The 23969-nt window shown below is 65.8% G+C and carries 32 protein-coding genes and 3 rRNA genes; all 35 read right to left on the bottom strand.

From position 1 onward, the window contains the following. Window positions 1–8: 8 nt before the first annotated feature. Window positions 9–125: ribosomal RNA gene (rrf, locus tag ACTMMA_RS02040) — 5S ribosomal RNA — on the bottom strand. 83 nt (window positions 126–208) lie between these two features. Then, window positions 209–3337 (bottom strand): 23S ribosomal RNA (locus ACTMMA_RS02045). A gap of 406 nt (window positions 3338–3743) precedes the next feature. After that, a 16S ribosomal RNA gene (locus ACTMMA_RS02050) occupies window positions 3744–5264 on the bottom strand. Together the 16S, 23S and 5S rRNA genes form the textbook arrangement of a ribosomal RNA operon. Before the next feature lie 418 nt (window positions 5265–5682). Then, a complete protein-coding gene (locus tag ACTMMA_RS02055) occupies window positions 5683–6516 on the bottom strand; it encodes a tRNA pseudouridine synthase A (RefSeq protein ID WP_441188441.1) in 834 nt (277 codons plus the stop codon). Window positions 6517–6615: 99 nt separating this feature from the next. Further along, on the bottom strand, window positions 6616–7545 hold the full coding sequence (gene rplQ, locus ACTMMA_RS02060; protein ID WP_441188442.1) for a 50S ribosomal protein L17: 930 nt from the start codon (window positions 7543–7545) through the stop codon (window positions 6616–6618). Window positions 7546–7581: 36 nt separating this feature from the next. Beyond that, complete coding sequence (locus ACTMMA_RS02065) at window positions 7582–8601, bottom strand: DNA-directed RNA polymerase subunit alpha (protein WP_441188443.1); 1020 nt, start codon at window positions 8599–8601, stop codon at window positions 7582–7584. A gap of 172 nt (window positions 8602–8773) precedes the next feature. Next, window positions 8774–9382 (bottom strand): 30S ribosomal protein S4, encoded by a 609-nt coding sequence (gene rpsD, locus ACTMMA_RS02070; RefSeq protein WP_441188444.1) that lies wholly within the window; start codon window positions 9380–9382, stop codon window positions 8774–8776. A 27-nt stretch (window positions 9383–9409) separates the two neighbouring features. Beyond that, a complete protein-coding gene (gene rpsK / locus ACTMMA_RS02075; protein ID WP_441188445.1) occupies window positions 9410–9817 on the bottom strand; it encodes a 30S ribosomal protein S11 in 408 nt (135 codons plus the stop codon). A gap of 107 nt (window positions 9818–9924) precedes the next feature. Beyond that, on the bottom strand, window positions 9925–10302 hold the full coding sequence (gene rpsM, locus ACTMMA_RS02080; RefSeq protein WP_441188446.1) for a 30S ribosomal protein S13: 378 nt from the start codon (window positions 10300–10302) through the stop codon (window positions 9925–9927). A 206-nt stretch (window positions 10303–10508) separates the two neighbouring features. Continuing rightward, the gene (rpmJ, locus tag ACTMMA_RS02085; RefSeq protein WP_022925314.1) at window positions 10509–10622 is read right to left on the bottom strand and encodes a 50S ribosomal protein L36; all 114 of its coding nucleotides are present in this window, start codon (window positions 10620–10622) and stop codon (window positions 10509–10511) included. Window positions 10623–10691: 69 nt separating this feature from the next. Beyond that, window positions 10692–10913, bottom strand: coding sequence for a translation initiation factor IF-1 (gene infA, locus ACTMMA_RS02090; protein ID WP_022925313.1), 222 nt, complete (start codon window positions 10911–10913; stop codon window positions 10692–10694). Window positions 10914–11019: 106 nt separating this feature from the next. Continuing rightward, on the bottom strand, window positions 11020–11889 hold the full coding sequence (map, locus tag ACTMMA_RS02095) for a type I methionyl aminopeptidase (RefSeq protein ID WP_441188447.1): 870 nt from the start codon (window positions 11887–11889) through the stop codon (window positions 11020–11022). 27 nt (window positions 11890–11916) lie between these two features. Beyond that, a complete protein-coding gene (locus ACTMMA_RS02100; protein ID WP_441188448.1) occupies window positions 11917–12507 on the bottom strand; it encodes an adenylate kinase in 591 nt (196 codons plus the stop codon). After that, window positions 12507–13832, bottom strand: a complete 1326-nt coding sequence (secY, locus tag ACTMMA_RS02105) for a preprotein translocase subunit SecY (protein ID WP_441188449.1) — start codon at window positions 13830–13832, stop codon at window positions 12507–12509. Before secY ends, ACTMMA_RS02100 begins: the two co-directional genes overlap by 1 nt. Before the next feature lie 185 nt (window positions 13833–14017). Continuing rightward, entirely contained in the window at window positions 14018–14491 is a 474-nt protein-coding gene (gene rplO, locus ACTMMA_RS02110; RefSeq protein WP_441188450.1) for a 50S ribosomal protein L15, read from the bottom strand. Next, window positions 14491–14673: a 50S ribosomal protein L30 gene (gene rpmD, locus ACTMMA_RS02115; protein WP_141819243.1), complete on the bottom strand. Its 183-nt coding sequence runs from the start codon at window positions 14671–14673 to the stop codon at window positions 14491–14493. The genes rplO and rpmD overlap by 1 nt, the downstream gene beginning before the upstream one ends. Then, window positions 14673–15329 carry a 30S ribosomal protein S5 gene (gene rpsE, locus ACTMMA_RS02120; protein ID WP_441188451.1) on the bottom strand — a complete coding sequence of 219 codons (657 nt, stop codon included), beginning with the start codon at window positions 15327–15329 and terminating at the stop codon, window positions 14673–14675. Before rpsE ends, rpmD begins: the two co-directional genes overlap by 1 nt. A 31-nt stretch (window positions 15330–15360) precedes the next feature. Beyond that, entirely contained in the window at window positions 15361–15735 is a 375-nt protein-coding gene (gene rplR, locus ACTMMA_RS02125) for a 50S ribosomal protein L18 (protein WP_441188452.1), read from the bottom strand. Window positions 15736–15738: 3 nt separating this feature from the next. Further along, a complete protein-coding gene (rplF, locus tag ACTMMA_RS02130; protein ID WP_441188453.1) occupies window positions 15739–16278 on the bottom strand; it encodes a 50S ribosomal protein L6 in 540 nt (179 codons plus the stop codon). A 29-nt stretch (window positions 16279–16307) separates the two neighbouring features. Next, a complete protein-coding gene (rpsH, locus tag ACTMMA_RS02135) occupies window positions 16308–16706 on the bottom strand; it encodes a 30S ribosomal protein S8 (RefSeq protein ID WP_441188454.1) in 399 nt (132 codons plus the stop codon). A gap of 103 nt (window positions 16707–16809) precedes the next feature. Next, a complete protein-coding gene (locus ACTMMA_RS02140) occupies window positions 16810–16995 on the bottom strand; it encodes a type Z 30S ribosomal protein S14 (protein ID WP_022925304.1) in 186 nt (61 codons plus the stop codon). Window positions 16996–16998: 3 nt separating this feature from the next. Beyond that, entirely contained in the window at window positions 16999–17589 is a 591-nt protein-coding gene (rplE, locus tag ACTMMA_RS02145; RefSeq protein ID WP_441188455.1) for a 50S ribosomal protein L5, read from the bottom strand. A 2-nt stretch (window positions 17590–17591) separates the two neighbouring features. Then, window positions 17592–17945 carry a 50S ribosomal protein L24 gene (rplX, locus tag ACTMMA_RS02150; RefSeq protein ID WP_441188456.1) on the bottom strand — a complete coding sequence of 118 codons (354 nt, stop codon included), beginning with the start codon at window positions 17943–17945 and terminating at the stop codon, window positions 17592–17594. Window positions 17946–17948: 3 nt separating this feature from the next. Then, on the bottom strand, window positions 17949–18317 hold the full coding sequence (gene rplN / locus ACTMMA_RS02155) for a 50S ribosomal protein L14 (RefSeq protein WP_441188457.1): 369 nt from the start codon (window positions 18315–18317) through the stop codon (window positions 17949–17951). A gap of 82 nt (window positions 18318–18399) precedes the next feature. Continuing rightward, complete coding sequence (gene rpsQ / locus ACTMMA_RS02160) at window positions 18400–18738, bottom strand: 30S ribosomal protein S17 (RefSeq protein ID WP_441188458.1); 339 nt, start codon at window positions 18736–18738, stop codon at window positions 18400–18402. A 2-nt stretch (window positions 18739–18740) separates the two neighbouring features. Next, window positions 18741–18995, bottom strand: coding sequence for a 50S ribosomal protein L29 (gene rpmC / locus ACTMMA_RS02165; RefSeq protein WP_441188459.1), 255 nt, complete (start codon window positions 18993–18995; stop codon window positions 18741–18743). After that, entirely contained in the window at window positions 18995–19414 is a 420-nt protein-coding gene (rplP, locus tag ACTMMA_RS02170) for a 50S ribosomal protein L16 (protein ID WP_441188460.1), read from the bottom strand. Before rplP ends, rpmC begins: the two co-directional genes overlap by 1 nt. Next, a complete protein-coding gene (gene rpsC / locus ACTMMA_RS02175) occupies window positions 19414–20259 on the bottom strand; it encodes a 30S ribosomal protein S3 (protein ID WP_441188461.1) in 846 nt (281 codons plus the stop codon). The genes rplP and rpsC overlap by 1 nt, the downstream gene beginning before the upstream one ends. Further along, window positions 20259–20636 carry a 50S ribosomal protein L22 gene (gene rplV / locus ACTMMA_RS02180; RefSeq protein ID WP_441188462.1) on the bottom strand — a complete coding sequence of 126 codons (378 nt, stop codon included), beginning with the start codon at window positions 20634–20636 and terminating at the stop codon, window positions 20259–20261. Before rplV ends, rpsC begins: the two co-directional genes overlap by 1 nt. 29 nt (window positions 20637–20665) lie before the next feature. Next, window positions 20666–20947 (bottom strand): 30S ribosomal protein S19, encoded by a 282-nt coding sequence (rpsS, locus tag ACTMMA_RS02185; RefSeq protein WP_441188463.1) that lies wholly within the window; start codon window positions 20945–20947, stop codon window positions 20666–20668. A gap of 17 nt (window positions 20948–20964) precedes the next feature. Next, window positions 20965–21801 (bottom strand): 50S ribosomal protein L2, encoded by an 837-nt coding sequence (gene rplB / locus ACTMMA_RS02190; RefSeq protein ID WP_441188464.1) that lies wholly within the window; start codon window positions 21799–21801, stop codon window positions 20965–20967. Between the two features lie 44 nt (window positions 21802–21845). Further along, window positions 21846–22154, bottom strand: a complete 309-nt coding sequence (rplW, locus tag ACTMMA_RS02195; protein WP_441188465.1) for a 50S ribosomal protein L23 — start codon at window positions 22152–22154, stop codon at window positions 21846–21848. After that, a complete protein-coding gene (rplD, locus tag ACTMMA_RS02200; protein ID WP_441188466.1) occupies window positions 22151–22819 on the bottom strand; it encodes a 50S ribosomal protein L4 in 669 nt (222 codons plus the stop codon). The genes rplW and rplD overlap by 4 nt, the downstream gene beginning before the upstream one ends. Window positions 22820–22824: 5 nt before the next feature. After that, on the bottom strand, window positions 22825–23484 hold the full coding sequence (rplC, locus tag ACTMMA_RS02205; RefSeq protein ID WP_441188467.1) for a 50S ribosomal protein L3: 660 nt from the start codon (window positions 23482–23484) through the stop codon (window positions 22825–22827). An 8-nt stretch (window positions 23485–23492) separates the two neighbouring features. Further along, a complete protein-coding gene (gene rpsJ / locus ACTMMA_RS02210; protein ID WP_006946210.1) occupies window positions 23493–23801 on the bottom strand; it encodes a 30S ribosomal protein S10 in 309 nt (102 codons plus the stop codon). Window positions 23802–23969 lie beyond the last annotated feature (168 nt).

The following is a 23969-nucleotide window of genomic DNA, read 5'->3' on the forward strand; positions in this document are numbered from 1 at the left end:
GAAGTGTGGTCCGGCGGTGTCCTACTCTCCCACACCGTCTCCAGTGCAGTACCATCGGCGCTGTCAGGCTTAGCTTCCGGGTTCGGAATGTGACCGGGCGTTTCCCTGACGCTATGGCCGCCGTAACATTATCGAGTTGTTCGAACATCTAGCCCGGGGGCGTGTTCGTATCCCGAGAGACCGTACAGTGGACGCGTAACATCTTTGTTGTTTTATGTTGTCGGCTTATTAGTACCGGTCAGCTCCACACATTACTGTGCTTCCACATCCGGCCTATCAACCCAGTAGTCTAGCTGGGAGCCTCTCCACCCCGAAGGGTGATGGAAACCTCATCTTGGAGTGTGCTTCCCGCTTAGATGCTTTCAGCGGTTATCACGTCCGAACGTAGCTAATCAGCGGTGCCCTTGGCAGGACAACTGACACACCAGTGGTTCGTCCATCCCGGTCCTCTCGTACTAGGGACAGCTCTCCTCAAGTTTCCTACGCGCGCAGCGGATAGGGACCGAACTGTCTCACGACGTTCTAAACCCAGCTCGCGTACCGCTTTAATGGGCGAACAGCCCAACCCTTGGGACCGACTCCAGCCCCAGGATGCGACGAGCCGACATCGAGGTGCCAAACCATGCCGTCGATATGAGCTCTTGGGCAGGATCAGCCTGTTATCCCCGGGGTACCTTTTATCCGTTGAGCGACGGCGCTTCCACAAGCCACCGTCGGGTCACTAGTCCCGACTTTCGTCTCTGCTCGACATGTCTGTCTCACAGTCAAGCTCCCTTGTGCACTTACACTCGACACCTGATTGCCAACCAGGCTGAGGGAACCTTTGGGCGCCTCCGTTACCTTTTAGGAGGCAACCGCCCCAGTTAAACTACCCACCAGGCACTGTCCCTGATCCGGATCACGGACCGAGGTTAGATATCCAGAACGACCAGAGTGGTATTTCAACGTTGACTCCACAACCACTGGCGTGGCTGCTTCACAGTCTCCCACCTATCCTACACAAGCCGTACCGAACACCAATACCAAGCTATAGTAAAGGTCCCGGGGTCTTTCCGTCCTGCTGCGCGTAACGAGCATCTTTACTCGTAGTGCAATTTCGCCGAGTTCGTGGTTGAGACAGTGGAGAAGTCGTTACGCCATTCGTGCAGGTCGGAACTTACCCGACAAGGAATTTCGCTACCTTAGGATGGTTATAGTTACCACCGCCGTTTACTGGCGCTTAAGTTCTGAGCTTCGCGCTTGCGCGCTAACCCGTCCCCTTAACGTTCCAGCACCGGGCAGGCGTCAGTCCGTATACATCGTCTTTCGACTTCGCACGGACCTGTGTTTTTAGTAAACAGTCGCTTCTCCCTGGTCTCTGCGGCCCTTGACGCTAACCCGCTAGGGGTTTCACGCCGCGGGCCCCCCTTCTCCCGAAGTTACGGGGGCATTTTGCCGAGTTCCTTAACCACGATTCACTCGATCGCCTTGGTATTCTCTACCTAACCACCTGAGTCGGTTTGGGGTACGGGCGGCTAGAACCTCGCTAGAAACTTTTCTTGGCAGTATAGGATCGCCCTGCTTCCCGCATACGCGGTCACTATCAAGCCTGAGGCACTGATGGGGCGGATTTACCTCTCCCCGGCCCTGCGCTCTTGGACGTGGACAACCATCGCCACGCGGAGGCTACCTTTCTGCGTCCTTCCATCGCTTACCTACTACACGCTCGGGTCACGCGCTAGACCGCCACGACCTCCACCCGAAGGTGAAGGGGATGCGACGGCTTCGGGCGTTTAGCATCACATGATTCGGTATTGGGCGGTTCTTCGCCGGTTCCGGAATATCAACCGGATGTCCATCGACTACGCCTGTCGGCCTCGCCTTAGGTCCCGACTTACCCAGGGCAGATTAGCTTGACCCTGGAACCCTTGGTTATTCGGCGGAAGAGTTTCTCACTCTTCATTCGCTACTCATGCCTGCATTCTCACTCGTGTCGGCTCCACACCTCGATCACTCGGGCGCTTCTCTGCCGACACGACGCTCCCCTACCCAGCAACACGCCTGGACCCACACAAGTGTGGGCCGAGCAAAGTGTCACTGCCACAGCTTCGGTGGTGTGCTTGAGCCCCGCTACATTGTCGGCGCGGAATCACTTGACCAGTGAGCTATTACGCACTCTTTAAAGGGTGGCTGCTTCTAAGCCAACCTCCTGGTTGTCACAGCAACTCCACATCCTTTCCCACTTAGCACACGCTTAGGGACCTTAGCTGATGATCTGGGCTGTTTCCCTCTCGACTACGAAGCTTATCCCCCGCAGTCTCACTGCCATGCTCTCACTTACCGGCATTCGGAGTTTGGCTGACGTCAGTAACCCGGTGGGGCCCATCAGCCATCCAGTAGCTCTACCTCCGGCAAGAAACACATGACGCTGCACCTAAATGCATTTCGGGGAGAACCAGCTATCACGGAGTTTGATTGGCCTTTCACCCCTACCCACAGCTCATCCCCTCAGTTTTCAACCTAAGTGGGTTCGGGCCTCCACGCGGTCTTACCCGCGCTTCACCCTGGCCATGGGTAGATCACTCCGCTTCGGGTCTAGACCCAGCGACTATGATCGCCCTGTTCGGACTCGCTTTCGCTACGGCTACCCCACACGGGTTAACCTCGCCACTGAGCACTAACTCGCAGGCTCATTCTTCAAAAGGCACGCCGTCACCAGACCGCAGTCCAGCTCCGACGGATTGTAGGCACACGGTTTCAGGAACTATTTCACTCCCCTCCCGGGGTACTTTTCACCTTTCCCTCACGGTACTTGTCCGCTATCGGTCACCAGGGAATATTTAGGCTTAGCAGGTGGTCCTGCCAGATTCGTACGGGATTTCTCGGGCCCCGTACTACTTGGGTGGTGCGATACGGAGTCGACAATATTTAAGCTACCGGGGTATCACCGTCTACGCCAGGCCTTTCCAGACCCTTCGCCTATACCATCGATTTCTTACTCCGCGCACGCGTGTCAGCACGTGCACACACACTCCCACAACCCCTCGCCTGCAACCCCTGACAGGTCATCACACAGACAAGGTTTAGCCTCTTCCACTTTCGCTCGCCACTACTCACGGAATCACATGTTGTTTTCTCTTCCTGTGGGTACTGAGATGTTTCACTTCCCCACGTTCCCTCCACACACCCTATATATTCAGGTGCGGGTGACTGGCGATGAAGCCAGCCGGGTTTCCCCATTCGGAAATCCTCGGATCAATGTCTGGTTATCGACTCCCCGAGGCTTATCGCAGATTCCTACGTCCTTCTTCGGTTCCTGGTGCCAAGGCATCCACCGTGCGCCCTTAAAAACATAAAAGCCACAAAGATGCTCGCGTCCACTGTACAGTTCTCAACATACGACCAGGCCAACCCCCACCGGCCCCAGCAACCAAGCTGGAACAAGCAAAGGCCCCGGACAACCAGAGACACCCAACCCCTCCACGACCCCGCCCAGGCCAGCACAACAGCCGGCACCACGAAGCCACGACAAAGGGGCCCGATCCCTCAGGACCCAACAACGTGTCAGCACCACCACCCACCAGCGACAGCCCCAGCTTTCCCCACCCCCAAAGAGGCCGTACTCACCAACCGGGCCACCACCAACAGCGGCAGCGACAGAATCTTGATGTTCCACCCAGAGCAACCCACCGTGGGACACTCGCCCACGCAGCAGGCCACAAAACCCACCCGACAAAACAGCCGGGGGGCGTGATGCTCCTTAGAAAGGAGGTGATCCAGCCGCACCTTCCGGTACGGCTACCTTGTTACGACTTAGTCCCAATCACCAGTCCCACCTTCGACAGCTCCCTCCACAAGGGTTGGGCCACCGGCTTCGGGTGTTACCGACTTTCGTGACTTGACGGGCGGTGTGTACAAGGCCCGGGAACGTATTCACCGCAGCGTTGCTGATCTGCGATTACTAGCGACTCCGACTTCATGGGGTCGAGTTGCAGACCCCAATCCGAACTGAGACCAGCTTTAAGGGATTCGCTCCACCTCACGGTTTCGCAGCCCTCTGTACCGGCCATTGTAGCATGCGTGAAGCCCAAGACGTAAGGGGCATGATGATTTGACGTCATCCCCACCTTCCTCCGAGTTGACCCCGGCAGTCTCCTATGAGTCCCCACCATCACGTGCTGGCAACATAGAACGAGGGTTGCGCTCGTTGCGGGACTTAACCCAACATCTCACGACACGAGCTGACGACAACCATGCACCACCTGTATACCGACCTTGCGGGGCACCCATCTCTGGATGTTTCCGGTATATGTCAAGCCTTGGTAAGGTTCTTCGCGTTGCATCGAATTAATCCGCATGCTCCGCCGCTTGTGCGGGCCCCCGTCAATTCCTTTGAGTTTTAGCCTTGCGGCCGTACTCCCCAGGCGGGGCGCTTAATGCGTTAGCTGCGGCACGGACCCCGTGGAATGGGACCCACACCTAGCGCCCAACGTTTACGGCGTGGACTACCAGGGTATCTAATCCTGTTCGCTCCCCACGCTTTCGCTTCTCAGCGTCAGTAGTGGCCCAGAGACCTGCCTTCGCCATCGGTGTTCCTCCTGATATCTGCGCATTCCACCGCTACACCAGGAATTCCAGTCTCCCCTACCACACTCTAGCCTGCCCGTACCCACTGCAAGCCCGGAGTTAAGCCCCGGGATTTCACAGCAGACGCGACAAACCGCCTACAAGCTCTTTACGCCCAATAATTCCGGACAACGCTCGCACCCTACGTATTACCGCGGCTGCTGGCACGTAGTTAGCCGGTGCTTCTTCTGCTCCTACCGTCACAAAAGCTTCGTCAGAGCTGAAAGAGGTTTACAACCCGAAGGCCGTCATCCCTCACGCGGCGTCGCTGCATCAGGCTTTCGCCCATTGTGCAATATTCCCCACTGCTGCCTCCCGTAGGAGTCTGGGCCGTGTCTCAGTCCCAGTGTGGCCGGTCACCCTCTCAGGCCGGCTACCCGTCGTCGCCTTGGTAGGCCATTACCCCACCAACAAGCTGATAGGCCGCGAGTCCATCCCATCCCGATAAATCTTTCCACCCCATACCCATGCAGGTTGGAGTCATATCCAGTATTAGCACCGGTTTCCCGGAGTTATCCCAGAGGAAAGGGCAGGTTACTCACGTGTTACTCACCCGTTCGCCACTAATCCACCCAGCAAGCTGGGCTTCATCGTTCGACTTGCATGTGTTAAGCACGCCGCCAGCGTTCGTCCTGAGCCAGGATCAAACTCTCCGATAAAAACCCTTAGATCCCTAAAAGAGAGCCAAGAACCTGACAAAAACCACCAGCACCCACCGCGGGGGGCGACAAGCACCAGTGGCCAAACAAAACAATACTTGGCATCAAAAAACTGACACGCTGTTGAGTTCTCAAGGATCGGACACACACCGACGTTTCCCTCACTGTCGTGAGCGTCCCGTGCGGGGCAACCTCTCTAGCCTACGTCACCCTCCCTGCAGATGCAAATCCGTGTCGGGATCGTCATCGAGGGGGCGGAGCCTTCTGCAGGCTGTTCGCCGCCGCGCTTCCGCGTCGGCAGCGAGGTGAAACATTACACGGGCCCAGGACCGCATGCAAATCCGTGCACCGCCGGCCGCCTTCTCGGACCGGGTTGGTCGACAAACCTGCAGGTCACAGCGCTGACGCGGGCGGGCGATCAGAGATGCTCGCGCACCGCTCGTGCCTCCACGGTCCGGGCGCGCAGAGCCTCCTCCCCGTCGGGGTAGACGATCTCCTCCAGGCACAGTCCGTGCGCCGGCATCACCTGCACGCCCGGGTCACGACGACCGGCTTGCAGGACTTCCAGGGGCCAACCGGGGTCGCGGCGTCGCAGGCCGACCGGCACGATGCCTCCTACGAGGGCGCGCACCATGCTGTGGCAGAAGGCGTCGGCCACCACCGTGCCGAGGACGACGCCGCACCGGTCCCGCTTCCAGCCGTACTCGAGCAAGGTGCGGACGGTGGTGGCCCCTTCCCGGGGCTTGCAGAACGCGGCGAAGTCGCGCAGGCCGGTCAGTCGTGCGGCCGCCTCGTCCATCAGGGTGACGTCCAGCTCGCCCCGGACCAGGACGGTGTCGTGGCGGCGGAGCGGGTCGAGCTGTTCCGGCCGGTCGAGCAGCCGGTAGGTGTAGCGGCGGCGGAGCGCTGAGAAGCGCGCATCGAAGCTCTCCGGCACAGCGGTCGCGGCCCGCACCACGATGTCCGGGGGAAGGACGCCACGGAGCCTGGCGACCAGAGCCTCGCCGGGCTCACGGTCCGACCGACCCGGCAGACGCCCCCACGCCTCGTCGTCGATGTCGACGTGGGCGACCGATCCTCGGGCGTGCACGCCGGCATCGGTGCGACCTCCGACGGTCAGCTCCGGCTCCCCGGTCCGCAGGATCGTGGCCAGCCCCTGTCGCAGCTCCCCCTCCACCGTCCGCAGGCCTGGTTGTCTGGCCCAGCCCGAGAAGGCGGTGCCGTCGTAGGCCAGATCGATCCTGATGCGCACCGCACCATCCTGCCGTGCTGGCGCCGGGATGCGGAAGGCCGCCCCCTCCCTGTCGGGAAGGGGCGGCCTCACGTGAACCATCGGCCGGGGCCGATCAGGTCACTTGTCGTCCTCGGCCATGCCCAGCTCGGCACCGGCGTCCAGGGCCTGGGCGGCGGCGCCGCCGGCAGGCTCGAAGCCGGCGGCCTCGGCAGCCTCGGGGGAGCTGAACCAGACCTCGGCGTCGGTGGCGTCGTACCACTGCGAGCCGGGGACGTGGTACTTCATCGAGTCGGCGTTGCCCTTGATGTCGAAGCCCTCGGGCGCGGAGCCGTCCTCGGTGGCCGGACGGCTCTCGGGACCGAAGTCGCGAGCGTCGTCGGAGCCGGCCGAGACCATCGCGGCCTCGGTGGTGTCCTCGGCCTGGGGCAGGTCGGCGACCTGGGCGATCTCGCCCTCGGCGGCCGGGGTGGCGCCCTGCTCGGCCGCTGCCTCGGAAGCCTCGACCTCGGCCTGGGCCTGGTCGACCTCGGCGGCGTCGGAGGTGGGCTCCTGGGCCTCGAGCTCGGCGTCAGTCAGCGCGGCGTCCTCGGCGGCAGCCGCCTCGGCCGTGGTGGCCTTGGCCTTGGCGTCGTCCTTGGCCGCACGCTTGGCAGCGCCCTCGGCCTGGGTGACGACGGCCTTCTTGGCGACGGCCTCACGGACCAGCTCGATGACCGCCATGGGGGCGTTGTCGCCCTTGCGCGGCGCGATCTTGGTGATGCGGGTGTAGCCACCCTCGCGCTCGGCCATGTCGGGCGCGATCTCGGTGAAGAGGCGGTGCACCACGCCCTTGTCCCGGACGATGGCCAGGACCTTGCGGCGGTTGTGCAGGTCGCCACGCTTGGCGAAGGTCACCATGCGCTCGGCCAGTGGGCGCAGGCGCTTGGCCTTGGCCTCGGTGGTGGTGATGCGGTCGTGCTCGAACAGCGCGGTGGCCAGGTTCGACAGGATCAGGCGCTCGTGCGCCGGACCACCGCCGAGGCGCGGGCCCTTCTTGGGTGCAGGCATTGCGATTTACTCCTCGCGATCAGGCGTGAAAGGGGATCAGTACTGCTCGTCCTCGGCGAAGGCGGCGTCGCCCTCGTCGTCGTAGGACTCGTCGTAGGTGGCGGTGCCGTCGAACCCGGGAGGGCTGTCCTTGAGGGCCAGGCCCATCTCGACCAGCTTCTCCTTGACCTCGTCGATGGACTTGGCACCGAAGTTGCGGATGTCGAGCAGGTCCGCCTCGCTGCGGCCGACGAGCTCGCCCACGGTGTGGATCCCCTCGCGCTTGAGGCAGTTGTAGGAACGGACGGTCAGGTCCAGCTCCTCGATCGGCAGGGCCAGGTCGGAGGCCAGCGCGGCGTCGCCGGCCGCGGGGCCGATCTCGATGCCCTCGGCCTCGACATTGAGCTCACGGGCCAGGCCGAAGAGCTCGACCAGGGTGCGGCCGGCGGAGGCGATGGCGTCGCGGGGCGACATGGAGCGCTTGGTCTCGACGTCGACCACGAGGCGGTCGAAGTCGGTGCGCTGCTCGACACGGGTGGCCTCGACCTTGTAGGTCACGTTGAGCACCGGCGAGTAGATGGAGTCGACCGGGATGCGGCCGATCTCCTGGTCGCCGGCCTTGTTCTGCTGGGCCGAGACGTAGCCGCGACCGCGCTCGACGGTCATCTCCATCTCGATCTTGCCCGAGTCGTTGAGGGTCGCCAGGACCAGGTCGGGGTTGTGGATCTCCACACCGGCCGGCGGGGCGATGTCGGCGGCGGTGACGGCTCCGGCGCCCTGCTTGCGCAGGTACATGACCACGGGCTCGTCGTGCTCGCTGGAGACGACGAGCTCCTTGAGGTTCAGGATGATCTCGGTGACGTCCTCCTTGACACCGGAGATCGTGGAGAACTCGTGCAGCACGCCGTCGATGCGGATGCTGGTCAGCGAGGCGCCGGGGATGCTGGACAGCAGGGTCCGGCGCAGGGAGTTGCCGAGGGTGTAGCCGAAACCGGGCTCCAGCGGCTCGATGATGAACCGGGAGCGGTGGTCGGAGACGACCTCCTCCGACAGGATGGGGCGCTGTGCGATGAGCACTGTTCATTCCTTTCCACGGGCGACCGCTATATGACGCCTCGTGCTTGGCACCGACCGACTCTGTCCTCGGACGGTGAGACGGTGCAGGTATGCCGCGTGAACGGCATACCTGCACCGTTGCTGGGGTCTGGGGTGAGCCCCAGCGGGGGGTCGGGGGCAGGCCCCCGACCGATCAGTTCTTGGAGTAGAGCTCGACGATGAGCTGCTCGGTGAGGATCGTGTCGATCTGCTCACGCGTGGGCAGCTGGTGGATGAGGATCTTCAGCGAACCGGGGACGACCTTCATCCAGGCCGGGACCGGGCGGTCGCCGTAGGTCTCGCGAGCGAGCTGGAAGGGGAAGGTCTCCACCGACTGCGGGCGGACCTCGATGATGTCGTACTGCGAGACGCGGTAGGACGGCACGTCGACGCGCTGGCCGTTGACCAGGAAGTGACCGTGGGTCACCAGCTGGCGGGCGGCGCGACGGGTGCGGGCCAGGCCGGCACGGTAGATGACGTTGTCGAGACGCGACTCCAGGATGATGAGCAGGTTCGCGCCGGTCTTGCCGGGGCGCCGGGCCGCCTCGGCGTAGTAGCGGCGGAACTGCTTCTCCATGACGCCATAGGTGAAGCGGGCCTTCTGCTTCTCCTGGAGCTGGGTGAGGTACTCCTTCTCCTGGCTGCGACGACGACCGTGCTGCCCCGGGGGGAAGGGACGCAGGTCGAAGTTCTTGTCGCCGCCGACGAGGTCGACCTTGAGCCGGCGGGACTTCTTGGTGATGGGTCCGGTGTAACGGGCCATGATGTGTTACCTAGTTCCTTCCGGTGCTCAGTTGCGACGCTTCTTGGGCGGGCGGACGCCGTTGTGCGCCTGGGGCGTCACGTCGGAGATCGCACCGACCTCGAGGCCGGCGGCGGTCAGCGAGCGGATCGCGGTCTCACGACCGGAGCCCGGGCCCTTGACGAAGACGTCGACCTTCTTCATGCCGTGGTCCATGGCACGACGGGCAGCGGCCTCGGCGGCCATCTGCGCGGCGTAGGGCGTCGACTTGCGCGAGCCCTTGAAGCCGACCTGGCCCGAGGAGGACCAGGCGACGACGGCACCGGTCGGGTCGGTGATGCTGATGATGGTGTTGCTGAACGTGCTCTTGATGTGAGCCTGCCCGAAGGCGACGTTCTTCTTCTCCTTGCGGCGCACCTTGCGCGCGCCGGCAGCCTGACGGCTCTTGGGGGGCATGTGGTTTCTCCTAGCGGAAGAGCAAGTGTGAGTCCCGTCCCCGCGGACTGCGCGGGGTCTGGGGCAGGGCCCCAGCGGGGGGACACGGGGGCAGGGCCCCCGTGCGGTTACTTGCCGGCCTTCTTCTTGCCGGCGACGGTGCGCTTGGGGCCCTTGCGGGTGCGCGCGTTGGTCTTGGTGCGCTGACCGTGCACCGGCAGGCCGCGGCGGTGCCGCAGACCCTGGTAGCTGCCGATCTCCTGCTTGCGGCGGATGTCGGCGGCCACCTCACGGCGCAGGTCACCCTCGAGGCGGTAGCTGCCCTCGAGGTGGTCACGCATGGCGACCAGCTGCTCCTCCGTCAGGTCCTTGACGCGGGTGGACGGGTCGACACCCGTGGCCTCCAGCGTCTGGACGGCGCGGGTGCGACCCACGCCGAAGATGTAGGTGAGAGCGACCTCGACGCGCTTGTCGCGCGGGAGGTCGACACCGATGAGTCGTGCCATGTGGCAGTGCTCCTGTATGTCGAGCGAGAGTGTGGTTGCAGCACCGGTCCGCATCCTCTGTGGTGGGCATCTGCCCGCGGTCCCCGGCTCTCGCTGCCGGGGGTGACGTCCCGCGTCGACGGGGGTCGGGTGCTGCGTGTCAATCGTAGATATTCAGTTGTGGCTGTCGCGGAAGCCTGTGCGACGTTCGTGCTGTGGAGCTCTGCTCAGCCCTGGCGCTGCTTGTGGCGCAGGTTGTCGCAGATCACCATGACCCGGCCGTGACGGCGGATCACCTTGCACTTGTCGCAGATCTTCTTCACGCTCGGCTGAACCTTCATGGCCTGCCTGCTTTCGGGTGATCTGTGAATGGGTGTGCGGTGTCGGCGGGCTCCGTGGAGCCCGTTGCCTCAGCGGTAGCGGAAGACGATACGTCCGCGGGTGAGGTCGTACGGGCTGAGCTCCACGACGACCCGGTCCTCGGGGAGGATCCGGATGTAGTGCTGCCGCATCTTGCCGGAGATGTGAGCCAGCACAACGTGACCGTTGGTCAGCTCGACCCGGAAGTTCGCGTTCGGGAGGGCCTCGACAACCGTGCCCTCGATCTCAATGACGCCGTCCTTCTTCGCCATGTCCTCCACTTTTCGCTGATGAGTACTGCATCGGCCCACGCAGGGCCGACGCACCATCCTACGGGATTGGCAAGAGGGAAAGCCAATCGCGGGCGGGAGGAGGGCGTCAGTCCGAGAGCGCGGCGACGGCGACACCGCGCGCGGAGAGCTGCTCCGCTCCCCCGTCGTGCGCGGTGAGCACCCAGAGGCCGGCGTCGGTGACGGCCACGGTGTGCTCCCAGTGCGCGGCCCGGCTGCCGTCGGTGGTCACCACCGTCCAGTCGTCGTCCAGGGTCCGCGTCTCGATCGTGCCCAGGGTCACCATCGGCTCGATCGCCAGGGTCGCGCCGGAGGGCAGCATCGGCCCGGTCGCGATGACCGCGTAGTTGGGCACCTGGGGGTCCATGTGCATCTGCCGACCGATGCCGTGGCCCACGTAGTCCTCGAGGATCCCATAGGCCTGGACCGTGCCCTCGGCGATCCGCCGCTCCAGGGCAGTGTCGATCGAGCCCTCGACCGCGTCGCCCACGTCGTAGAGACGGTGGCCGACCTTCAGCGCCGCGATCCCGTCCCACAGGGAGGTCTCGGTGTCGTCCATCAGGGCCAGGTCGTCGGCACGAGCCTGCTCCCGACCGCCGACCACGAAGGTCACGGCGGCGTCGCCGTGCCAGCCGTCCACGATGGCGCCGCAGTCCACCGAGACCAGGTCGCCGTCGCGCAGCACCCGCTCCCCCGGCACGCCGTGGACGACCTCGTCGTTGACCGAGATGCACAGGCTCCCGGCAAAGCCGTGGTAGCCCAGGAAGCTCGGGATCGCGCCGGCGTCCCTGATCGCCCGCTCCGCCAGGGCGTCGAGCTCACCGGTGGTGATCCCGTCGACGGCGCTGGTCCGGGCCAGCTGCAGGGTGTCGGCGACCACCAGCCCGGCGCGCCGCATGGCGCGCAGCTCGTCGTCGGTCTTGGCCTCGATGGCGCGCTTGCGCTTGAAGAAGGACATGCTGCTCTTCGGGTATGGGGCGCGCGCTCAGTCGGTCTGCGGACCGGAGCCGGTCACCTTGGCCAGGACCTTGTCGATCCGGGCGGTGACCTCGTCGACCGTGCCCATGCCGTCGACGCGGTGCAGCAGCCCACGCTCCTTGTAGACCGCGGCCAGCGGCGCGGTCTCCTCGGCGTAGAGGCGCATCCGGGCCCGGATGACCTCCTCGGTGTCGTCGGCGCGACCCTGCTCGACCGCGCGCGCGAGCAGCCGGCCCACGACCTCGTCGGTGTCGACGGTCAGCTCGACGACGGCGTCCAGCGCGTGGCCCGCCTCGGCGAGCATCGCGTCGAGGGCCTCGACCTGCCCGGTCGTGCGAGGATAACCGTCGAGCAGGAAGCCGCGGGCCGCGTCGTCCTCGGCCAGCCGGTTCTTGACGATCTCGTTGGTGATCTCGTCAGGCACGTAGCCGCCGGAGGCGGTGATCTCCTTGACCTGGAGGCCCAGCGGGGTCTCGTTCTTGATGTTGGCGCGGAAGATGTCGCCGGTGGAGATGGCGGGGATCCCGCGGGAGGAGGACACGAGTGCGGCCTGGGTGCCCTTACCAGCACCGGGAGGACCGAGCATGATCAGACGCATCAGCGGAGGAACCCTTCGTAGTCGTGCTGCTGGAGCTGGGACTCGATCTGCTTGACCGTCTGCAGCCCGACTCCCACGATGATGATGATGGATGCGCCGCCCAGGGGGAAGTCCACGACGCCGAGGGCGTTGAAGGCGATGAGCGGGATCAGCGACAGGGTGGCCAGGTAGAGGGCACCCGGGGTGGTGATGCGGTTGATGACGTACTCGAGGTACTCCGCCGTGGGACGGCCGGCGCGGATGCCCGGGATGAAGCCGCCGTAGCGCTTCATGTTGTCCGCGACCTCGGTCGGCTGGAAGGTGACCGAGGTGTAGAAGAAGGCGAAGAAGATGATCATCGCGGTGTAGAGCAGCATGTAGACCCAGTGCGTGCCCTGGCCGCTGATCCCCATCGAGAGGTACTTGTCGGCGAACTGCACCCAGCCGGGGACCTCGGCCGAGGGATCGGTCGGCCGGGAGAAGTTGGCGGCCATCTGCGGCAGCATCAGGATCGAGCTGGCGAAGATGATCGGGATCACGTTGGCCATGTTGAGCTTGAGCGGGATGTAGGTCGAGGTGCCGCCGTACTGCCGGCGCCCGATCATCCGCTTGGCGTACTGCACCGGGATCCGGCGCTGGCACTGCTCCACGTAGACGACCGCGGTCATGATCGCCAGGCCCAGCACCATCACCAGGACGAAGGTGGGGACCGACTGGGCGTAGATGACCGAGAGCGAGGCCGGGAAGGTGGCGGCGATCGAGACGAAGATGAGCAGCGACATACCGTTGCCCACGCCCTTCTCGGTGATCAGCTCACCCATCCACATGATCAGTCCGGTGCCGGCCGTCATGGTCAGCACCATGAGCAGGAGGGCGGGGACGCCGTCGTCGGGCATGATCGTGGTGCAGGCCCCGCCGAAGAGACGCTCGGGACTGCGGGCCAGGGTGACCAGCGTCGAGGCCTGCAGGACAGCCAGGCCGATCGTGAGATAACGCGTGTACTGCGTCATCTTGGTCTGCCCCGCCTGCCCCTCCTTCTTCAGCTCCTCGAAGCGCGGGATCACCACGGTCAGCAGCTGCACGATGATCGCCGCGGTGATGTAGGGCATGATCCCCAACGCGAAGACCGACAGCTGCATCATCGCGCCGCCGGAGAAGAGGTTGGCCATGCCCAGGACGCTGCCGGCCGCGCTGGCGTTCTGCTGGCACCGCTGCACCAGGCCGTAGTCGATGCCCGGACTGGGCACGTGCGTGCCCAGTCGGTACAACGCCATGATGAACAGCGTGAAGAGGATCTTCTTGCGAAGATCCGGCGTCTTGAACGCGCGCGCGAAGGCGGAGAGCATTCAGGTCCTCCTGTGGTGCCCCCGTCTCCCCCTCCCCCGCCCGGGGGCGCAGGTGGTCGGCGTGGGCCGTGATCAGATCGCAGTGACGATAACACCGCGAAGGTGCCGTGCAGAAAAGTGATGCGGCGAGGCCCCGGCTCGCATGCTCGCGAACCGGGGCCTCACGGGTCGTACGTCGGGGTGGCTCAGACCGTGGTGGTCGTGCCGCCTGCCGCCTCGATCTTCTCCTTGGCGGAGGTCGAGAACTTGTCGGCGGTCACGTCGACCTTGACGGTCAGCTCGCCGTCGCCCAGAACCTTGACCGGCTGGCCCTTGCGGACCGCGCCCTTGGCCACGAGGTCCTCGACGGTGACAGAGCCACCCTCGGGGAACAGCGTGCTGAGCTGGCTCAGGTTCACGACCTGGTAGGTGGTCTTGAACCGGTTCTTGAAGCCACGCAGCTTCGGCAGACGCATGTGCATCGGGGTCTGGCCGCCCTCGAAGGTCTCGGGGACCTGGTAGCGGGCCTTGGTGCCCTTGGTGCCACGACCCGCGGTCTTGCCCTTGGAGCCCTCACCACGACCCACACGGGTCTTCTTGGTCTTGGCGCCGGGGGCCGGACGCAGGTGGTGGACCTTCAGCGCCGAGCCGGTGCCCTGGTTGGCAGTGCTGTCGCTCATCAGTCAACCTCCTCGACGGTCACCAGGTGGGCGACCGTGCGGACCATCCCGCGGAACTCGGGACGGTCCTCCTTGATCACGGTGTCGCCGATCCGCTTCAGGCCCAGGCTGCGCACCGTCTCACGGTGCATGTGCTTGGTCCCGACGGTCGACTTGACCTGGGTCACCTTCAGACGTGCCATCACGCACCTGCCTTCGCCTCGGCACGCGCCTCGGCGCGGGCCCGCAGCATCGCGGCGGGGGCGACGTCCTCGACGGACTTGCCACGGCGGGCGGCCACGGCCTCCGGCTGCTCCAGCTCCTTCAGAGCGGCGACGGCAGCGTGCACGATGTTGATCGAGTTGGACGAGCCGAGCGACTTGCTCAGCACGTCGTGGATGCCGGCGCACTCCAGGACGGCGCGCACCGGGCCACCGGCGATGACACCGGTACCGGGGCTGGCCGGCTTGAGCATGACGACGCCGGCGGAGTCCTCACCCTGGACGGGGTGCGGGATGGTGCCGCCGATGCGGGGGACGCGGAAGAAGTTCTTCTTCGCCTCCTCCACACCCTTGGAGATCGCGGCGGGCACCTCCTTGGCCTTGCCGTAGCCGACGCCCACGGTGCCGTCGCCGTCACCCACCACGACGAGCGCGGTGAAGCTGAAGCGGCGGCCACCCTTGACGACCTTGGCCACACGGTTGATGGTGACGACGCGCTCCAGGTACTGGTTGCGCTCGTCCTCACGGTTGCCGCGACGGTTGTCGCGGTCGCGGCCGTCGCGGTTGCCCCGACGGTTGTCGCGGGAGTCACCGGCAGCGTTGTCGCCGGAGCCTCGGCGCTGGAAGTCACCAGCCATCAGTGGATCCTCTTTCCGTTCTTGGGGGTCATCACAGCGACAGGCCTCCCTCGCGGGCGCCGTCGGCGATCGCCGCGACACGGCCCGCGTAGCGGTTGCCGCCACGGTCGAAGACCGCGGACTCGACGCCGGCCGCCTTGGCGCGCTCGGCGAGCAGCTCGCCGACCCGACGCGCCTTGGCGGTCTTGTCGCCGTCCAGGCCGCGCAGGTCGGCCTCCATGGTGGAGGCCGAGGCCAGGGTGCGGCTCGCGGTGTCGTCGACCAGCTGGACGAAGACGTGGCGCGAGGAGCGGTTCACGACGATGCGCGGACGCTCGGCCGTGCCGGTGATCTTCTTGCGCAGGCGCTCGTGGCGACGGCCGCGGGCCGCGACCTTGCTCTTGGCGCGCTTGATGATCTGTGCCATGGCTTACTTACCAGCCTTTCCGACCTTGCGGCGGACGTGCTCACCCTCGTAGCGCACACCCTTGCCCTTGTAGGGCTCGGGCTTGCGCAGCTTGCGGATGTTCGCTGCGGTCTCGCCGACCAGCTGCTTGTCGATGCCCGTGACCGAGAACCGGGTGGGGTTCTCGACCTGGAAGGTGATGCCCTCGGGCGCCTTGACGAGGATGGGGTGGGAGTATCCGAGGGCGAACTCCAGGTCGCTGCCCTTGGCGACGACGCGGTAACCCGTGCCGTGGATCTCCAGCTTCTTGGTGTAGCCGTTGGTCACGCCCTCGACCATGTTGGAGATGAGCGTGCGGGTCAGGCCGTGCAGGGAGCGGGCCTCCCGCTCCTCGTTGGCGCGGGTCACCTCGATGCTCCCGTCCTCGGCCTTGGCCACGGTGATCTCCTCGCGGACGTCGAGCGCGAGCTGGCCCTTGGGGCCCTTGACGGTCACGGTGGACCCGTCGATGTTCACGTCGACCCCGGAGGGGAGAGTGATCGGAAGTCGTCCGATACGAGACATTCTCTTAGCTCCTTACCTTCTGCCTCGGGTCACCAGATGTAGGCGAGGACTTCCCCACCCACACCCTTCTCGGCCGCCTGGCGATCGGTGAGCAGGCCGGAGGACGTGGAGATGATGGCCACGCCCAGGCCGCCCAGCACGCGGGGCAGGTTGGTGGACTTCGCGTAGACGCGAAGACCCGGCTTGGAGACGCGGCGCACGCCGGCGATGGAGCGCTCGCGGTTGGGGCCGTACTTGAGGTCGACGACGAGCGTCTGACCCACCTCGGCCTCCTCAGAGGTCCAGGAGCCGATGTAGCCCTCGGCCTTGAGGATGTCGGCGATGCTCGCCTTCAGCTTGGAGTACGGCATGCGGACCTGGTCCTTGTGCGCCGAGTTGGCGTTCCGGATGCGGGTCAGCATGTCCGCGATCGGGTCGGTCATGGTCATGGGGCTTCATGCCCTTTCTCACCGCGGTTTCACCCGCGCCGGGGCGGCGGGGCGACCTTCGATGTTCCAGGTGGTATGTGGCTTGCGGTCGGGGGTGCTGGACTTACCAGCTGGACTTGGTCACGCCGGGCAGCTCGCCCCGGTGCGCCATCTCGCGCAGGCAGATCCGGCACAGGCCGAACTTGCGGTAGACCGAGTGCGGGCGGCCGCACCGCTGGCAGCGGGTGTAGGCGCGCACGGCGAACTTCGGCTTGCGGTTGGCCTTGTTGATGAGCGCGGTCTTCGCCATGGATCAGTTCTCCTTGAACGGGAAGCCGAGCGCCTTGAGCAGCGCGCGACCCTCGTCGTCGTTGGTGGCGGTGGTGACGATGGTGATGTCCATGCCCCGGACGCGGTCGATCTTGTCCTGGTCGATCTCGTGGAACATCGACTGCTCGTTCAGGCCGAAGGTGTAGTTGCCACGGCCGTCGAACTGCTTGGGCGAGAGACCGCGGAAGTCGCGGATACGCGGCAGCGCGAGGGACAGCAGGCGGTCCAGGAACTCCCACATGCGGTCGCCGCGCAGCGTTGCGTGGGCGCCGATCGGCATACCCTCGCGCAGCTTGAACTGGGCGATCGACTTGCGGGCCTTGGTGACCTGCGGCTTCTGGCCGGTGATGGTGGCCAGGTCGCGGATCGCGCCCTCGATGAGCTTGCTGTCGCGAGCAGCCTCACCGACGCCCATGTTCACCGTGATCTTGACCAGACCGGGGACCTGCATCGGGTTGGTGAACCCGAACTGCTCGGTCAGCGCGGGGGTGATCTCCTCGCGGTAGCGGGTCTTGAGCCGGGGGGTGACCTTCCCGGCCGGGGCCTCGGTGGTCTCGTTGATGGTGTCAGTCATGCTCACAGGTCCTTACCCGAGCGCACCGCGACGCGGGTGCGCACCGTCTTGCTGCGGTCCGAGCCCTCGCGCTCGACCTGCTCGACGCGGGTCTTCACGCGGGTGGGCGTCTTGGTCTCGGGGTCGACGACCATCACGTTGGACACGTGGATGGGAGCCTCCTGGACCTGGATGCCACCGGTGTTGACACCGCTCTGGCCGCCGGCGCGGGTGTGCTTGGTGATGCGGTTGACGCCCTCGACGGTCACGCGGTCGGTCTCGGTGTGGACCGCGATGACGCGACCCTGCAGACCCTTGTCCTTGCCGGCGATGACCTGCACGAGGTCGTTCTTCTTGATCTTCATCTTCTTCGCCATGGCTCAGATGACCTCCGGCGCCAGCGAGACGATCTTCATGAACTTCTTGTCGCGCAGCTCGCGGCCCACCGGGCCGAAGATGCGGGTGCCACGGGGGTCACCGTCGTTCTTGAGGATCACCGCGGCGTTCTCGTCGAAGCGGATGTAGGAACCGTCGGGGCGACGACGCTCCTTGCGGGTGCGCACGATGACGGCCTTGACGACGTCACCCTTCTTGACGTTGCCGCCGGGGATGGCGTCCTTGACGGTGGCCACGATGGTGTCCCCGATACCGGCGTAGCGGCGGCCGGAACCACCGAGCACGCGGATGCACAAGAGTTCCTTGGCACCGGTGTTGTCGGCGACGCGAAGTCGCGACTCCTGCTGGATCACTGTTCGTTCTCCTAGATGTCAGCTGGTTCTCTTGCCTGCGACCGCAGGGACGAGCCTGGCCGAACGTTGTGGACGGGTAGTTTTACTTGGCCTTCTCGAGGATCTCCACCAGGCGCCAGCGCTTGGTGGCGCTCAGCGGGCGGGTCTCCATGATGAGGACGCGGTCGCCGATGCCGGCGGTGTTGTCCTCGTCGTGCGCCTTGACCTTGCTGCTCTTGCGCATGACCTTGCCGTAGAGCGCGTGCTTGACGCGGTCCTCGACCATGACGGTGATGGTCTTGTCCATCTTGTCGCTGACCACCAGGCCCTGACGGGTCTTGCGGTAGTTGCGGTCACCGCCGTGGCCCAGGGCGGACTCGCTCGGCTCGTGGGCCTCGACGGTCTGCTCGACCTCGGTGGTCTCGGTCTGGGTCTCGCTCATGCTCAGCCCACCTTCTCGTTCTCGTCGCTGGACTGGTCGCGGCCGATGCCGAGCTCGCGCTCACGCATCTCGGTGTAGATGCGCGCGATGTCCTTGCGGACCGCACGCAGCCGGCCGTGGTTCTCGAGCTGGCCGGTGGCCGACTGGAACCGCAGGTTGAACAGCTCCTTCTTGGCCTCGGCGAGCGCGTCGGCCAGGGGGCCCTCCTCGAGCCCGCGCAGCTGCTCGGGCGTCAGGTCCTTGGAACCAACTGCCATCAGATGTCACCACCCTCACGGGAGACGAAGCGGGTCTTCATGGGGAGCTTGTGCATCGCCAGGCGCATCGCCTCGCGGGCGACCTCCTCGGAGACACCGGACAGCTCGAAGAGCATGCGGCCGGGCTTGACGTTGGCGATCCACCACTCCGGGGAGCCCTTACCGGAACCCATGCGGGTCTCGGCGGGCTTCTTGGTCAGCGGACGGTCCGGGTAGATGTTGATCCACACCTTTCCGCCACGCTTGATGTAGCGCGTCATGGCGATACGGGCGGACTCGATCTGCCGGTTGGTGACGTAGGCGGGCTCGAGGGCCTGGATGCCGTAGTCGCCGAAGGCGATCTGGTTGCCACCCTTGGACATGCCCTTACGGCCGGGGTGGTGCTGCTTGCGGTGCTTGACTCGACGTGGAATAAGCATCAGGACTGCTCTCCCTCAGTGGTTGCCGGGGCGGCGGAGCCGGCCTCGGCGGTCTGCGCGTCGGCCTGGGCCGGGGCAGCCTCGTCGCGGCGGGGCGCGCGGGTGCCGCGGCGCTCGGCGCGGGGGCCACGGTCCGGACGGCCACCACGGCCACCACGGCGGTCGCCGCCGGGGGCCTGGGCGGCCTCCTCGCGGGCGAGCTCCTTGGCGGTCAGGTCGCCCTTGTAGATCCAGACCTTGACGCCGATGCGGCCGAAGGTGGTCTTGGCCTCGTAGAAGCCGTAGTCGATGTTCGCGCGGAGGGTGTGCAGCGGCACGCGGCCCTCGCGGTAGAACTCGGAGCGGGACATCTCGGCGCCGCCGAGACGGCCGGAGCACTGGATCCGGATGCCCTTGGCGCCGGCGCGCAGCGCGGACTGCATGCCCTTGCGCATCGCACGACGGAAGGTCACACGGGCGGCCAGCTGCTCGGCGATGCCCTGGGCGACCAGCTGAGCGTCGGTCTCGGGGTTCTTGACCTCGAGGATGTTCAGCTGGACCTGCTTGCCGGTGAGCTTCTCCAGCTCGCCACGGATGCGGTCGGCCTCGGCGCCGCGGCGGCCGATGACGATGCCCGGGCGGGCGGTGTGGATGTCGACGCGGACCCGGTCACGGGTGCGCTCGATCTCGACCTTGGAGATGCCGGCGCGGTCCATGCCCTCGGAGAGCAGGGCGCGGATGGCGACATCCTCCTTGACGTAGTCGCGGTAGCGCTGACCCGGCTTGGTCGAGTCGGCGAACCAGCGGCTGCGGTGGTCGGTCGTGATGCCCAGGCGGTAGCCGTTCGGGTTGATCTTCTGCCCCATCAGCGGGCACCTCCCTTGGTCTTGCCGGTCGGACGGGGCGCGACGAGCACGGTGATGTGCGACGTGCGCTTGTTGATGCGGCTGGCGCGGCCCTGGGCACGCGGACGGAACCGCTTCATGGTCGGGCCCTCGTCCACGTAGGCGGCCGACACGACGAGGTTGGCCTCGTCGAAGGCGGTGCCGGTCTGGTCGGCGGCGAAGCGGGCGTTGGCCACGGCGCTGTTGAGCACCTTCAGGACCGGCTCGCTGGCGGCCTGCGGTGCGAAGCGCATGAGGGCGACGGCCTCGGGGACGCTCTTGCCCCGGATGATGTCGACCACACGGCGCGCCTTCATGGGCGTGACGCGGACGAACCGCGCCTGCGCCTTGGCTTCCATGGTGTTTCCTTCGGTGATGGTGGTCATGGTCAGCGACGCCGGCCCTTCTTGTCGTCCTTCTCGTGACCCTTGAAGGTGCGGGTCGGAGCGAACTCGCCGAGCTTGTGGCCGACCATCGACTCGGTCACGAAGACCGGGACGTGCTTGCGACCGTCGTGCACGGCCAGGGTGTGGCCGAGCATGTCGGGGGAGATCATCGACCGGCGGGACCAGGTCTTGATGACGTTCTTGGTGCCGGCCGCGTTCTGCGCGTCCACCTTCTTGGCCAGGTGGTCGTCGATGAACGGGCCCTTCTTGAGGCTGCGAGGCATGTTCTCGTTACTCCTACTCAGCGCTTCTTGCCGGTCCGGCGACGACGCACGATGAGCTTGTCGCTGGGCTTGTTGGGCTTACGGGTGCGGCCCTCGGGCTGACCCCACGGGCTGACCGGGTGACGGCCACCGGAGGTACGACCCTCACCACCACCGTGCGGGTGGTCGACCGGGTTCATGACGACACCACGGACGGTCGGGCGCTTGCCCTTCCAACGCATACGGCCGGCCTTGCCCCAGTTGATGTTGCTCTGCTCGGCGTTGCCGACCTCGCCGATGGTGGCGCGGCAGCGGGCGTCGACGTTGCGGATCTCGCCGGAGGGCATGCGCAGCTGCGCCATCTTGCCCTCCTTGGCCACCAGCTGCACGCGGGTGCCGGCGGAGCGGGCGATCTTGGCGCCGCCACCGGGCTTGAGCTCGATGCAGTGGATGACGGTACCGACCGGGATGTTGCGCAGCGGCAGGTTGTTGCCCGGCTTGATGTCGGCCGAGGGGCCGTTCTCGAGCACGTCGCCCTGCTTGAGTTTGTTCGGCGCGATGATGTAGCGCTTCTCGCCGTCGGTGTAGTGCAGCAGCGCGATGTGCGCGGTGCGGTTGGGGTCGTACTCGATGTGGGCGACCTTGGCGTTCACGCCGTCCTTGTCGGCCCGGCGGAAGTCGATGACCCGGTAGGCGCGCTTGTGGCCACCACCGATGTGACGGGTGGTGATGCGACCGGTGGAGTTGCGTCCACCGCTCTTGGTCAGCGGCCGGACGAGCGACTTCTCCGGGGTGCTGCGGGTCACCTCGACGAAGTCGGCCACGCTCGAGCCACGGCGGCCCGGCGTCGTCGGCTTGTACTTACGGATAGCCATAGTGTGATGCGTCCTTTAAGTTTCTCGTCTCGAAATCTGCCGGCTCAGAGCGTGCCGAAGATGTCGATGGTGCCTTCGCGGAGCGTGACGATCGCGCGCTTGGTGTCCTTGCGCCTGCCCATCCCGAACCGCGTGCGGCGGGTCTTGCCCGGGCGGTTCAGGGTGTGCACGGAGCTGACCTTGACGCCGAAGATGGACTCGACGGCCTTCTTGATCTCGGACTTGTTGGCGCGCGGGTCGACGATGAAGGTGTACTTGCCCTGGTCGAGCAGGGAGTACGACTTCTCGGAGACGACCGGCGACAGCAGGATGTCGCGGGGGTCCTTGGCCACGTTGAATGCGGGGGTGCTCACTTGCTCTCCTCCTCGACCTTCTCGGCCTTCGTGCCGGAGGCGCTCGCGACGTAGGCGTCGAAGGCGGCCTGGGTGAAGACCACGTCGTCGGCGCACAGCACGTCGTAGGTGTTGAGCTGGTCCACGAACAGGACGTGCACCTCGGCGATGTTGCGCAGGCTCTTGAGGCCGACCTCGTCGTCGCGGTGGATCACCACGAGCAGGTTCGGACGCTCGGTCAGGCCGGACAGGGCGTTCCACGCCGTCCGGGTGGACGGGGCCTCCCCCTCGACGAGCGAGGAGAGGACGTGGATACGGCCGTGACGAGCCCGGTCGGACAGGGCACCGCGCAGGGCGGCGGCCTTCATCTTCTTGGGGGTGCGCTGGGCGTAGCTGCGCGGCTGCGGGCCGTGGACGGTGCCACCACCGGCGAACTGCGGCGCACGGGTCGAACCCTGACGGGCGCGGCCGGTGCCCTTCTGGCGGTAGGGCTTGGCGCCACCACCGCGGACCTCGCCGCGGGTCTTGGTGGCGGCCGTGCCCTGGCGGGCCGCGGCCAGCTGGGCCACGACGACCTGGTGGATGAGCGGCACGTTGGTCTGCACGTCGAACAACTCGGCGGGCAGCTCCACGGTGCCGGCGTCACCGCCGGTCGGGGTCTGGACGGAGATCGTCGCAGTGCTCATACGGATCAGGCCCCCTTCGCGGCCGAACGGACGAGGACGACGCCGCCGCGGGGACCGGGGACGGCACCCTTGATCAGCAGCAGGCCGTTCTCGACGTCCACGGCGTGGATCGTGAGGTTGGCGGTGGTCTGGCGCACGCCACCCATCCGGCCGGCCATCCGCGTGCCGCGGAAGACGCGACCCGGGGTGGCGCAGCCACCGATGGAGCCCGGCTTGCGGTGGTTGCGGTGCGCGCCGTGGGAGGCGGAGACACCGGCGAAGTTGTGACGCTTCATGACACCGGCGAAGCCCTTGCCCTTGGTGGTGCCCGTGACGTCGATGGTCTGGCCGACCTCGAAGGTCTCGGCGGTCAGCTCCTGACCGAGGCTGTAGTCGCCGGCGTCGGCGGTGCGCAGCTCGACCAGGTGGCGACGGGGTGTCACGCCGGCCTTGTCGAAGTGGCCGCGCATCGGCTGGGTCACCTTGCGGGGATCCACGATGCCGAAGCCGATCTGGACGGCGTCGTAGCCGTCGGTGTCGCCGGTGCGGACCTGGGTCACCACGCAGGGACCGGCCTTGATGACGGTCACGGGGACCAGGCGGTTCTCGGCGTCCCAGACCTGGGTCATGCCGAGCTTCTCGCCCAGGACACCCTTGACGGTGCGGGTCGTAGTCGTAGCAGTCATGGTTGCACTCACAGCTTGATCTCGATGTTGACGTCCGCCGGCAGGTCGAGACGCATCAACGAGTCGACCGCCTTGGGGGTGGGGTCGACGATGTCGATGAGGCGCTTGTGCGTGCGCATCTCGAAGTGCTCGCGGCTGTCCTTGTACTTGTGGGGCGACCGGATGACGCAGAAGACGTTCTTCTCCGTCGGGAGCGGCACCGGGCCGACCACCGTGGCGCCGGCACGGGTCACCGTGTCAACGATCTTGCGCGCCGAGCTGTCGATGACCTCGTGGTCATAAGACTTCAGCCGGATGCGGATCTTCTGTCCCGCCATCGCTTGTCTGACTCTCTCTCGTCGTCCTACTGAACATTTGTGGCCGGCTGGGTCGAAGCTCTTCCCCTGACCCCCGCGGTCGGGCGTGTCGCACTACCCGCGGGCGTCACCCATGACAGGATTCCTGCATTGGGCTGGTGTCCGAGCCCGGCCTTCACCGGGGCTTGC

It is taken from the genome of Ornithinimicrobium panacihumi (assembly GCF_052073805.1).
Classification (GTDB): domain Bacteria; phylum Actinomycetota; class Actinomycetes; order Actinomycetales; family Dermatophilaceae; genus Ornithinicoccus; species Ornithinicoccus panacihumi.